This is a genomic window from Rhodopseudomonas sp. WA056 (assembly GCF_010906995.1).
GTDB lineage: Bacteria > Pseudomonadota > Alphaproteobacteria > Rhizobiales > Xanthobacteraceae > Rhodopseudomonas > Rhodopseudomonas palustris_G.
This window is the reverse complement of record NZ_QPFS01000143.1, coordinates 1-11,602: the sequence shown is the minus strand read 5'-3', so window position 1 is coordinate 11,602 and position 11,602 is coordinate 1. Positions and strand designations below refer to the sequence as shown.

The window sequence follows — 11,602 nt, the reverse complement described above, 5'->3', positions numbered from 1 at the left end:
CGTCATGGTCGGTCGGCATCTGCAGGAGCGCTGCAGCCTGTTCGCCGACCTGCTGCGCCTGCCCTCGGTGACGCGCCAGAACCGCGCCACCCGCGCGGCGGCGCTGACGCTGCTCGATCAGGTCGGCCTCCGCGACGTCGCCGACGTCGCCGCCGGATCGCTGTCCTACGGCGCAAGCAAGCGGCTGGAGATCGCCCGCGCGCTCGCCGCCGAGCCGCGGGTGCTGCTGCTCGACGAGCCGGCCGCCGGGTGCAATTCGGTCGAGACCGAAGAGATCGACCGGCTGATCTGCCGCGTCGCCGACCAGGGCATCGCGGTGGTGCTGGTCGAACACGACATGAAGCTGGTGATGAAGATCTCGCATCGCATCCTGGTGCTCAATCAGGGCCGGATGCTGGTCGAAGGCACGCCCGACGAGGTGCGGCACAATCCGCTGGTGGCGGAAGCCTATCTGGGCCGTCACGGCGCGCGGGAGGCGGCGCGTGCTTGAGGTCAAGGATCTGCACAGCGGCTACGGCCGGATCGACGTGCTGAAAGGCATCGGCCTTGAAGTGCGCGAAGGCGAGGTGGTGGCGCTGATCGGCTCCAACGGCGCCGGCAAGACCACGCTGCTGCGCGCGCTGTCCGGCGTGCAGCCGGTCTCCGGCGGCGAAATCCGCTTTCTCGGCCAGCGCATCGACAAGCTGCCGCCGCACAAACGCGTCGCCCTCGGCATCACCCAGTCGCCGGAGGGCCGGCAGATTTTCGGACCGCTCAGCGTCGCCGACAATCTCAGGCTCGGCGCTTACCTACGGAAAGACGACGGTATCGAGGCCGACCGCGAGCGCGTCTATGCGATGTTTCCGATTCTGAAGGACAAGCGCGACCAGCAGGCCAGCGGCCTGTCCGGCGGCCAGCAGCAGATGCTGGCGATCGGCCGCGCGCTGATGGGCAAGCCCAAGCTGCTGCTGCTCGACGAACCGTCGCTCGGACTGTCGCCGATCCTGGTCGACCAGATCCTCGACGCCGTCGTGGCGATGCGGAAGAGCGGCATCACCATCCTGCTGGTCGAACAGAACGCCGTCGCCGCGCTCGAAATCGCCGACCGTGGCTACGTGATCGAAACCGGCCGCATCGTGCATGCAGGGCCGGCGTCGGAACTGCTCAACGATCCGAAGGTGAAGTCGGCCTATCTCGGGGTCGATTGAAGTCGAGCGGCTCCCGTCAGGAGCCGAGCCACGGGCGACCGTACACCGCCCTCACCACCCAGGCGCGGCGGCCGGCGTCAATTCGCATCGTCATATGCAGGCGTTCGCCGCGCAGTTCCAGAACAAGGTCGAACTGTTTGCCGTCGAACCGGCTGTCGCGCACGCGCCAAAGGCCGTAACCGACCGCGACGGGTGCGCCGTTCAAGCGGCGCTCGCGGACCTGCGCCGACCAGCCGTTGTTGGCGATGACGGTGATGTCATCGCCGGTGCCCGACAGGTTGATCCGGCAGGCCGGGCAATTGCCGGCGCTGCCGGCGATTTGCTGCCAATCGCCGAGCAGCGGGATCGATTGAAGCTGCGCCTGCGCGGATGTCGCCGCGCAGGCGATGATCGACAGGAGAAACAGCAACGCCAGACCATGCATGTTTCTCATCGTGCGGTCCTCCGGTAGGATGCTGGTCGCTTACTTGCCCCAGACTTCCTGCGCCACTTCCACCGCGAGGCGCAGCTTGTCCCACTGCTCCTGCTCGGACAGGATGTTGCCCTCTTCGGTCGAGGCGAAGCCGCACTGCGGCGACAGCGCGAGCTGGTCGAGCGGCACGAATTTCGACGCCTCTTCGAGCCGGCGCTTGATCGCGTCCTTACTCTCCAGTTCGCCGAACTTCGAGGTGATGACCCCGACCACCACGACCTTGTTGCCCTTGGGCAGGAATCGCAGCGGCTCAAAGCCACCGGCGCGCTCGGAATCGTATTCCAGGAAATAGCCGTCGTAATTGATGCCGCCGAGCAGCGTCTCGGCCACCGGCTCGTAGCCGCCGGACGAAATCCAGGTCGAACGGAAGTTGCCGCGGCAGACGTGGGTGGTGATCACCATGTCGGCCGGACGATCGGCGATCGCGTAATTGATCACTCGCGCATAGATCTGCTGCAGATTGTCCGGATTGTCGCCGCGGTCGCGCGCCTTCTGTAATTCGTCCTGCGAGCACAGATACGCCCACACGGTGTCGTCGAACTGCAGATAGCGGCAGCCGGCGTCGTAGAATGCCTTCACCGCCTTGCGATAAGTCTTGGCGAGATCCTGGAAGAAGCCGTCGAGATCCGGATAGACCTCGCTGGAGATAGCCTTGCGGCCGCCGCGGAAGTGCAGCACGGCCGGCGACGGAATCGTCATCTTCGGCGTCACATGTGCAATATCGGCGTGCTTCTTCAGGAAGCGGAAGTGATCGAGCATCGGATGATCGTCGGGGAAGTCGAGCTTGCCGATCACCCGGATCGAATCGTTCCGGGTCTGCACGCCCGCGAACTGAATACCGGTGTCGGGATGGTAGAGTTCGCAGCCGGTGAGCTTGGCGAGAAAGTCGAAGTGCCACCACGAGCGACGGAACTCGCCGTCGGTGGCGAGCTTCAGGCCGATCGCTGACTGCTTATGGACGACCTTCTCGATCTCCATGTCCTCGATTTCACGTAAGTTGGCGGCGGTGATCTCGCCCTTCTCCAGCTTGGCGCGGGCTTCCTTGATCTTCTGAGGCCGCAGCAGGCTGCCGACCTCGTCGGCGCGGAACGGAGGCTTTGTTCTTTGCGTCATTTCAACTCCCCAAGGTCAGCTCTTGGCTCCGCCGGAGACGCCCAGATAGCGTTCCAGCGTTGCGGCATCGTCCTTCAGCGCCGCGCTCGCCGCATCATGCACGATCGCGCCGCGTTCCAATATCACAACCCGATCCGCGAGCTGGAGGATTTTTCGCGCGTTCTGCTCGACGATAATCGAGCAGATGCCGCCGGAGCGGGTGATGGTGCCGAGCGCGGTTAGCAATTCGTCAACGATGATCGGCGCCAGCCCCTCGGTCGGCTCGTCGAGCAGCAGCACCTTGGGATTGAGGGTCAGCGCGCGGCCGATCGCTAGCATCTGCTGTTCGCCGCCGGAGAGCTGGTTGCCGAAATTGCTGCGCCGCTCCTCGAGCCGCGGAAACATCTCGTACACCCGCGCCACCGTCCACGGTCCCGGCTGCGCTACCGCAGTCAAGTTCTCCTCGACGGTGAGCGACTTGAAGATGTTGCGCTCCTGCGGCACCCAGCCGATACCGGCACGCGCCCGCTGATCAGGCCGCAGCGCGGTGACATCGACGCCGCCGACCGCGATCGTGCCGGAGAAGCGGCGGGTAACGCCGACGATCGAATTGATCAGCGTGGTCTTGCCGGTGCCGTTGCGGCCGAGCAGCGCCAGCGCCTCGCCTTCGGCGAGGCGCAGCGACATCTGGGGGATCACCACCGCCTCGCCGTAGCCGGCGCGGAGCTTGTCGATCGTCAGCAAGTCAGACATTGACACGCTCAAACATGGGCATCCTCGCCGAGATACACCGCCTTGACCTGCGGGTCGCGCGCCACCTCTTCCGGCGTGCCTTCTGTCAGCAGCGCACCGGAGACCAGCACCGAGATGCGGTCGGCGAACGAAAACACCAGGTCCATGTCGTGCTCGATCAGCAGCACCGTCACCTCGCGCGGCAGGCCGGCGACCGCGGCGAGAATGTCATGGCGCTCGCTCTCCGGCACGCCGGCGGCCGGCTCGTCGAGCAGCAGCACGCGCGGCTTGGTGGCGATCGCCACCGCGATCTCCAAGAGGCGCTGCTTGCCATAGGGCAGCGTGCCGGTCGGCTCGTTCATCACGTCGAGCAGCTTGAAGCGCTCGAGGTTATCGGCGATCTCGGCATTGATGTCGGCGCGGGTGCCCATCCGCCGCCACCAGTCGCCGCCATGACCGGAGCGTTCCGACACAGCAAGACCAATGGTCTCGAGCGGCGTCAGGTCGGCATAGAGCTGGTTGATCTGGAAAGTGCGCGACAATCCGCGCAGCACCCGCTTGTGGACCGGCATGTGGGTGATGTCGTTGCCTTCGAGCAGGATGCGGCCGCCGTTCGGCTTGAGCACACCGGTGAGCTGGTTGATCACCGTGGTCTTGCCGGCGCCGTTCGGACCGATCAACGCGTGGCGTGCGCCGGCTTCGACGCTCAGCGAGAGATTGCGGGTGACATTGAGCCCGCCGAAGTGCTTTTCCAGACCGATGGTCTGCAGCGCCAACGTCATTCGGCGGCCCCCGCATTGGTGTTGCGCCCCCGCAGCGCGCGCATCACCGCACGCGGCAGGAAAAGCACCCAGCGATGCAGACGCTCGCGGCCGATCATCACGATCACCACCAGCACCAGGCCGATCCAGAACAGCCAATATTGCGGCGTGAGGATCGAGAACGTCTCCTGAAGCAGCTTGAACACCACCGCGCCGATCAGCCCGCCGTACAGATAGCCGGTGCCGCCCAGCACCAGCACCAGGATCAGATCGGCCGAGCGTTCGAACGAAAACACGTCCAGCGAGGCGAGCTGGGTGGTCTGGGTAAACAGCGCGCCGGCGATGCCGGCGTAGAACGCCGCGAAGGTGTAGATCGCGATCAGACGGGTGTTGACCGGGATGCCGACCGCCGAGGCGCGCAGCGGGTTGTTGCGGATCGCGCGCAAGCTCAGGCCGAACGGCGAATGCATCACCCGGCGCGCCAACAGGAACAGCACGAACAGCACCGCGACGGTGTACCAGAACCCGACCTTGCCGAAGATGTCGAACTCGAAGATGCCGAGCAGCGGTTGCATCACGATGCCCTGCAGGCCGTCGGTGCCGCCGGTGATGTCGGAGAACCGCTCCGCCAGCGCTTCGAGCAGCAGCGCGATGCCGAGCGTCACCATCAGCCGGGTGAGGTCAACGCCGCGGATCACGAGGAAGCTGGTGGCGAAGCCGAGCACCGCAGCGACGAGGCCGGCGACCAGCAGCGCCAGCACTGGCTCGCCGACGATGCCATGCAGCGCCAGCAGGCCGGCACAATAAGCGCCGACGCCGAAGAACGCGGCGTGGCCGAGCGAGACGATGCCGGCATAGCCGAGGATCAGATCGAGCGACAGCGCGAACAGGCCGAGCCGGACGATCTCGGTCATGATCAGATAGCGCGACGGGAACAGCAGGCCGCAGCCGATCAGCACGACCCAGAACGCGAACTCGGCCCAGTGCCAGCGCGCGCTGCGACGAGCGTAGAAGCCGACGGTTTCGGGAGGGGTCGACATGGTCATCAGCGTGCCGCAGTGCGGCCGAACAGGCCGTTGGGACGCCAGATCAAGATCACGATCATGATGGTGTAGATCACGAACGGGCCGAGCTTGGGTAGATAATATTTGCCGGCGACGTCGCCGATGCCGAGCAGCAGAGAGGCGAGGAACGGCCCGGTAATCGAAGAGGAGCCGCCGACGGTGACGACGATCAGGAAGTAGATCATGAACTTCAGTGGGAAATACGGATCGAGCCCGAGGATTTCGGCGCTCAGCGCGCCGCCGAAGCCGGCCAGTCCGCAGCCGAACGCGAAGGTCAGCGCGAACACCTGCGGCACGTTGATGCCGAGGCCGCTCGCGACCCGCGGATCGTCGACCGCGGCGCGCAGCCGGCTGCCGAACCGCGTCTTCGCCAGGATCAGTTGCAGGCCGACGGTCAGGAGGCCGCAGATCACGATGATCATCAGTCGGTAGCGGCCGATGCCGACGCCGAACAGGTCGATCTGGCCCTGCAGCGCTTCCGGCAACTGCATGAACACCCGCGACGAGCCCATGATGTAATCGACCGTGGCGACCGACATGAACACCAGCCCGACGCTGAACAGCACCTGGTCGAGATGCGACCGGGCGTAGAGGTGCCGATACAGCAGCCGCTCCAGCACCGCGCCGATCGCTGCGCTGGCGAGGAAGGCGAGCGGCAGCGCGGCGAGGAACGGCCAGCCGGCCTGATTGACCAGCACGGCGCAGACATAGCCACCGGCCATCGCGAATGCGCCGTGGGCGAGATTGACGAAATTCATCAGCCCGAGCGTCACCGCAAGCCCGCACGCGAGCACGAACAGCAACATGCCGTAGGCGACACCGTCGAAAAGAATGGTGAGCAGGGTCATGGGCTCGCATCACTTCGCTGTCGTCATTCCGGGGCGCTCGCGCCAGCGAGCGAACCCGGAATCCAGAGGTTGTTGAGCGAGATTCCGGGCTCGCGCTGCGCGCGCCCCGGAATGACGAAAGCCAAATCGGAGCGCGCAGTCGCTTACTTCTTCGTCTTGCCCGGGTCCTTCACCGCGTCGACCTTGTCGAACTCGACGTTGTAGAGCTCGCCGTCGACCTTCTCGACCTTGCGGATGTAGACGTTCTGGACGATGTCACGGGTGTCGGGATCGATCGAGATCGGGCCGCGCGGGCTCTCCCAGGCCATACCCTTCATCGCGGCTACAAGCGAATCGCCGTCGGCCTTGCCGCCGGTCTTCTTCAGCGCTTCGTAGATCAGGTGGATGCCGTCATAGCCGCCGACCGCCATGAAGCCGGGACGCTGGCCGAATTCCTTCTTGTAGGCGGCGACGAACGCCTTGTTCTTCTCGGACGGATGCGCCGCCGAATAGATGTGCGCGGTGACCACGCCGATCGCGGCATCGCCCATGCTGTTCAACAGGTCGTCATCCATCACGTCGCCGGGACCGATCACCTTGATGCCCGACTTGTCGAGGCCGCGCTCGGCGAACTGCTTCATGAAGTTGCCGCCCTGCCCGGCCGGCACGAACACGAACATCGCATCCGGCTTGGAGTCCTTGGCGCGCTGCAGGAACGGGGCGAAGTCCGGGTTCGCCAGCGGAACCTTGACCTCCTCGACGATCTGGCCGCCGCCTGCGGTGAAGCGCTGCTTGAACGCCGCCAGCGCGTCGTTGCCGGGCGCGTAGTCGGAGGTCAGCGTCACCACTTTCTTGATGCCGTTCTTCGCCGCCCAGTCGCCGATCACGGTGGAGGACTGCGGCAGAGTGAACGAGGTGCGCACGATGTAGGGCGAACGCTCGGTAATGATCGAGGTGCCGGCCGCCATCACCACTTCGGGCACCTTCGCCTGGGTCGCCAGCGGTGCCGCGGCCAACGCCGCCGGTGTGATGCCGAATCCGGCGATCACGCTCACCTTGTCGTTGACGATCAGTTCCTGCGCGAACCGCTTGGTGTTGTCGGGGACCGCGGCGTCGTCTTTCAGGATCACTTCGATCTTCTTGCCGGCGACGGTGTCGCCGTTCTGCTTGATGTACAGCTTGATGGCGTTGTCGATCTGCTTGCCGGTCGAGGCCTGCCCGCTGGTCATCGGCAAGATCAGGCCGATCTTCACGGTCTCCTGGGCGCCCGCCACCGTCATCGGCGCCGCGACCGCCACAGCGATGCAGGCGGCCTGGATCAGCATTCTTCTGCGTATCCGCATGAACGTTTCCTTTTCCCTTGCCTCTTGGTCGAGGCTTATGGCCCGTCCTACGTTAGCGGGGCGGCGCCGCGCTGTCTCACGACAGGCGCGGAACGAACAAAGGTTCGGCAAGATTCCCGGGCGACGGCGGCGATCTTCGCCGACGATCCGACGCACCGACCTCGGTTCCGTGGCAGGCTCGACCATATCATTGCCACGGAAACTGAAATGATGGTGCGATATCAGGTATGCTGTTATCCGATAGCGTCGCGGGTTTGGTGCGGTCGCCCGGATGCGGTAAACACCCGCTCCGGCGTCTTCTGCCGGTGGCGACGAAGCGAGATCTGTCGATGCGAGTTTGGTTGGTTCGGGGGCTGCGGGTGGCGGGCGCGGTGGGGATGTTGGGCGCGCTGACGGGCTGCGGCAGCATCAACAGCGCATTGACCACAGGCATGGCCGACTATGTGCCGCAATGGGCAGGCGGCCTGCCGGCGGACGCCCCGCCGCGCCCCGGTACCGCCCGGTACGACGCCTACATGCAGGAGCAGGAACGGCTGCGGAAGATGCCGGCAGCCGAGCGGCAGAAGCTCGAAGCGGCGCGGGCGGCGGAGACCGGGCAGCCGGCCCCTGGCGGGCCGGCGCGTTAGGCGGGAGCCGGACGAACCTGAAGCGCTGCGGCCGCCGGACGGAGCGCTGTGAGCGCGGTCAGTCGGTGAACACCACCGTTTTGCGACCGTTGAGGATCACCCGATCGTCGAGGTGATAATGCAGCGCCCGGGACAGCACGCGGCGCTCGATATCGCGCCCCTTGCGCACCAGATCGGCCGGGGTGTCGCGATGGCTGATGCGTTCGACGTCCTGATCGATGATCGGACCTTCGTCCAGCGCACTGGTGACGTAATGCGCAGTAGCGCCGATCAGCTTGACGCCGCGGTCGAACGCCTGGTGGTAAGGTTTCGCACCCTTGAAGCCGGGCAGGAACGAGTGGTGAATATTGATGCAGCGCCCCGCCAGCCGCGCCGACATCTCGTCCGACAGGATCTGCATATAGCGCGCCAGCACCACCAGATCGGTGTGGGTCTGGGCGATCAGCGCGGTGATCGCCGCCTCCTGCTGCCGCCGCGTGTCCTTGTTCACCGGGAAATGGAAGAACGGGATGTCGCCGAAATCGAAGCCGCTGAAGGTCTCGCGCGGGTGATTGGAGACGATCGCGGTCGGGATCATGTGCAGGTCGCCGACCCGCCAGCGATACAGGATATCGGCGAGGCAATGGTCGGACTGCGACACCAGCAGCATCACCTTGCGCCGGGTCTCGCGGTCCCGCATGTGCCAGCCCATCGTGAACTTGGCGGCGATGACGCCGAAGCCGGTGCGCAGCGACGCCAGCGGAATCACCTTTGCGGCGGCGTTGAACACCACCCGCATGAAGAAGTGACCGCTCTCGGTATCGTTGTATTGCTGGGCGTCGAGAATGTTCTGACCATTCTCGTACAGGAACGTGCTGACGGCGGAGACGATGCCGGCGCGATCCGGACAGGACAGGGTCAGGACGTATTGATGATGGGGCATGGCGTTCTTGATAGCAGCGCCGAGCGCTGGAACTCGTTGCGGTGCCCTGCTCTAGCACCGCCGGGTCGCTTGCGCCAATCCCGCCCACCGGCGCAAGATGCCCCGACGAAGGACGAATAGCGGAACATGGTGATGCCCGGTCGGCTCGATGGCACGCGGATTCTGATTTTGGAGACCCGCGAGGAGGCCCAGTTCGCCAGGCTGCTCGCCGAACAGGGGGCGGACGTCCTGCAATGTCCGATGTTCGAGATCCGCGACGCGCCGGATCCCGCACCTGTCTCGGCCTGGATCGACCGGCTGATCGCTGCGCCGTTCGACGATCTGGTGCTGCTGACCGGGGAAGGGCTGCGCCGGCTGACCAGGCTCGCCCGCGCCACCGGGTGCGAGCAGGCCTTCGTCGCCGCGGTCGGTGAGGCGCGCACCTTCATTCGCGGTCCCAAGCCCGGCCGCGCGCTGCGCGAGATCGGACTCGAGCCGGCCGTGACCGCCGACGCACCGACCTCGGACGGCATCGCCGCGACGCTGCGACGCTACGATCTCGCCGGTCGCCGCGTCGGCCTGCAGCTCTATCCCGAGCGCGATCACGCGGCGCTGATCGACGCCATCACGTCGCGCGGCGCGACGGTCGATGCGGTACTGCCCTACACCTACGACGCCGGCGCGGCCGAACAGACCGTGGTCAACGCGATCGACGAGATGGCGCAAGGCCGCGTCGATGCGCTGGCGCTCACCAGTTCCGGACAGGTGCGCCGGCTGTTCGACGTGGCGCGCGCCCACGGCTGCGAGCAGCGGCTGCGCGACGCTCTGCGCGCGACCCCGATCGCATCGGTGGGCCCGGTGGTCACCGACGAACTCGCCGCACACGGCTTCGCCCCGACGATCATGCCGGCGAACGATGCGTTCTTCATGAAGCCCCTGATCGTCGCGATGATCGGTGCGTTCGAACGACGACGCCAGGCGCGATGCGACTCCGGCGGCGTTTGAGTCCGGTGATGCGGAACCTGCTCGATGCGCGGACGACCTCCGAGCCCAACGCACCGAAGCAAACACCCGCAGATCATTCCATTTGACGGAATTGCGATCTGTCGACGTCCGACATGCGGACGCGACGTCCGCACGACAGACGATCAGACTGCAAAGAAGTTCACCACATCCGAAGTAATCATCACACGGCGGTTGAAACGCGCATCTGATCTGCGCTAACACCATAGCAACAAACGATCCGGTCAAGGATTCAGGGAGGACTGATATATGCGTAAAGCACTTCTAGCGGCCGCACTCGTGCTGCCGATGTTCGGTTCCACAGCGATCGCGCAGGAGACCGTCAAGATCGGCTACATCGACCCGTTGTCGGGCGGCGGCGCCAGTGTCGGCGAAGGCGGACTCAAGACCTTCCAGTATCTCGCCGACGAGCTCAACGCCAAGGGCGGCATCCTCGGCAAGAAGGTCGAGATCGTTCCGCTCGACAACAAGACCAATCCGCAAGAGAGTCTGATCCAGGCGCAGAAGGCGATCGACTCCGGCGTGCGCTACGTCACCCAGGGCAACGGCTCCTCGGTCGCCGGCGCGCTGTCGGACTTCCTCACCAAATACAACGAGCGCAACCCCGGCAAGGAAGTGCTGTACTTCAATTACGCCGCGGTCGATCCGGTGCTGACCAACGAAAAGTGCAGCTTCTGGCATTTCCGATGGGATGCGAACTCCGACATCAAGATGGAGGCGCTGACCAACTACATGAAGGATACGCCTGCGATCAAAAAGGTCTATCTGATCAACCAGGACTACTCCTTCGGCCAGTCGGTCCGCACCCAGGCCCGGGCGATGCTGTCCAAGAAGCGTCCGGACGTCGAGATCGTCGGTGACGAGCTGCATCCGCTGCTGAAGATCAGCGATTTCGCCCCCTACGTCGCTAAGATCAAGGCGTCGGGCGCCGACACCGTCGTCACCGGAAACTGGGGCCAGGACATCGCCCTGCTGCTGAAGGCCGCTGCCGACGCCGGGCTCAAGGTGAGCTGGTACACTTATTATGCCGGCGGCGCCGGCGGCCCGACCGCGATCAAGCAGACCGGGCTGAACCACCAGGTGTTCCAGGTCACCGAGGGCTTCGCCAACGTCGACCACAAACAGTCCCAGGACTTCGAAAAGGCGTTCCGCGCCAAGGTCGATCTCGGTCTGTGGTACCCGCGCGCCGTGAACGAGATGCGGATGTTCGCTGCCGCCGCCGAGAAGGCCAAGTCGCTCGATCCGGTGAAGGTCGCCCAGGCGCTCGAAGGCATGAAGTTCGAGGTGTTCAGCGGCGGCGAAGGCGAAATGCGGAAGGACGATCACCAGTTCTTCCAGCCGATCTACATCTCCTCGTTCGGCGACATCGCTGCGGGTCAGTTCGACGAAGAGAAGACCGGCTGGGGCTGGAAGCAGGTCGCCAAGATCGAAACCGCCCAGACCATGCTGCCGACCACCTGCAAGATGGACCGGCCGTAAGCCGCGCTGCCGACTTCTCCCTCTTCCCGCCTGCGGGGAGAGGGGATGGGGTAAGGGGGCGCCTTCCACCAGACGTGGAATCCGGGGTTCCGCCG

The 11,602-nt window shown here is 65.2% G+C and carries 13 protein-coding genes; 5 read left to right on the top strand and 8 right to left on the bottom strand.

The window, feature by feature from the left end; all coding sequences use genetic code 11:
- Both DU475_RS20885 and DU475_RS20880 read left to right on the top strand, forming a co-directional pair.
- On the top strand, window positions 1-490 hold a 490-nt coding region (locus DU475_RS20885; protein WP_164633206.1), incomplete at its 5' end, for an ABC transporter ATP-binding protein.
- A complete protein-coding gene (locus tag DU475_RS20880; protein ID WP_164633205.1) occupies window positions 483-1,187 on the top strand; it encodes an ABC transporter ATP-binding protein in 705 nt (234 codons plus the stop codon). The genes DU475_RS20885 and DU475_RS20880, both read left to right, overlap by 8 nt.
- A 16-nt stretch (window positions 1,188-1,203) precedes the next feature.
- On the opposite strand, the gene DU475_RS20875 is transcribed toward DU475_RS20880, so the two are convergent.
- The 7 genes from DU475_RS20875 to DU475_RS20845 all read right to left on the bottom strand — a co-directional run bounded on the left by DU475_RS20875 (window position 1,204) and on the right by DU475_RS20845 (window position 7,478).
- Complete coding sequence (locus DU475_RS20875; RefSeq protein WP_164633204.1) at window positions 1,204-1,620, bottom strand: hypothetical protein; 417 nt, start codon at window positions 1,618-1,620, stop codon at window positions 1,204-1,206.
- 30 nt (window positions 1,621-1,650) lie between these two features.
- Entirely contained in the window at window positions 1,651-2,772 is a 1,122-nt protein-coding gene (locus DU475_RS20870) for a cobalamin-independent methionine synthase II family protein (RefSeq protein WP_013503940.1), read from the bottom strand.
- A 15-nt stretch (window positions 2,773-2,787) separates the two neighbouring features.
- On the bottom strand, window positions 2,788-3,504 hold the full coding sequence (locus DU475_RS20865) for an ABC transporter ATP-binding protein (RefSeq protein WP_013503941.1): 717 nt from the start codon (window positions 3,502-3,504) through the stop codon (window positions 2,788-2,790).
- An 8-nt stretch (window positions 3,505-3,512) separates the two neighbouring features.
- On the bottom strand, window positions 3,513-4,265 hold the full coding sequence (locus tag DU475_RS20860) for an ABC transporter ATP-binding protein (RefSeq protein WP_013503942.1): 753 nt from the start codon (window positions 4,263-4,265) through the stop codon (window positions 3,513-3,515).
- Complete coding sequence (locus DU475_RS20855; protein ID WP_164633207.1) at window positions 4,262-5,284, bottom strand: branched-chain amino acid ABC transporter permease; 1,023 nt, start codon at window positions 5,282-5,284, stop codon at window positions 4,262-4,264. The genes DU475_RS20860 and DU475_RS20855 overlap by 4 nt, the downstream gene beginning before the upstream one ends.
- 5 nt (window positions 5,285-5,289) lie before the next feature.
- Complete coding sequence (locus DU475_RS20850) at window positions 5,290-6,156, bottom strand: branched-chain amino acid ABC transporter permease (protein ID WP_164633203.1); 867 nt, start codon at window positions 6,154-6,156, stop codon at window positions 5,290-5,292.
- Window positions 6,157-6,299: 143 nt separating this feature from the next.
- Window positions 6,300-7,478 carry an ABC transporter substrate-binding protein gene (locus DU475_RS20845; RefSeq protein WP_164633202.1) on the bottom strand — a complete coding sequence of 393 codons (1,179 nt, stop codon included), beginning with the start codon at window positions 7,476-7,478 and terminating at the stop codon, window positions 6,300-6,302.
- Window positions 7,479-7,807: 329 nt separating this feature from the next.
- On the opposite strand from DU475_RS20845, the gene DU475_RS20840 reads away from it, so the two are divergent.
- Window positions 7,808-8,104 (top strand): hypothetical protein, encoded by a 297-nt coding sequence (locus DU475_RS20840; RefSeq protein ID WP_013503946.1) that lies wholly within the window; start codon window positions 7,808-7,810, stop codon window positions 8,102-8,104.
- A 58-nt stretch (window positions 8,105-8,162) separates the two neighbouring features.
- Here the strand turns inward: DU475_RS20840 and purU are convergent, their stop codons facing one another.
- Window positions 8,163-9,026 carry a formyltetrahydrofolate deformylase gene (gene purU / locus DU475_RS20835; protein ID WP_013503947.1) on the bottom strand — a complete coding sequence of 288 codons (864 nt, stop codon included), beginning with the start codon at window positions 9,024-9,026 and terminating at the stop codon, window positions 8,163-8,165.
- A gap of 132 nt (window positions 9,027-9,158) precedes the next feature.
- Here purU and DU475_RS20830 point away from each other — a divergent pair, with 132 nt between their 5' ends.
- Both DU475_RS20830 and DU475_RS20825 read left to right on the top strand, forming a co-directional pair.
- Complete coding sequence (locus tag DU475_RS20830; protein ID WP_142883349.1) at window positions 9,159-10,010, top strand: uroporphyrinogen-III synthase; 852 nt, start codon at window positions 9,159-9,161, stop codon at window positions 10,008-10,010.
- Window positions 10,011-10,277: 267 nt separating this feature from the next.
- The gene (locus tag DU475_RS20825; protein ID WP_142883350.1) at window positions 10,278-11,507 is read left to right on the top strand and encodes a branched-chain amino acid ABC transporter substrate-binding protein; all 1,230 of its coding nucleotides are present in this window, start codon (window positions 10,278-10,280) and stop codon (window positions 11,505-11,507) included.
- Window positions 11,508-11,602 lie beyond the last annotated feature (95 nt).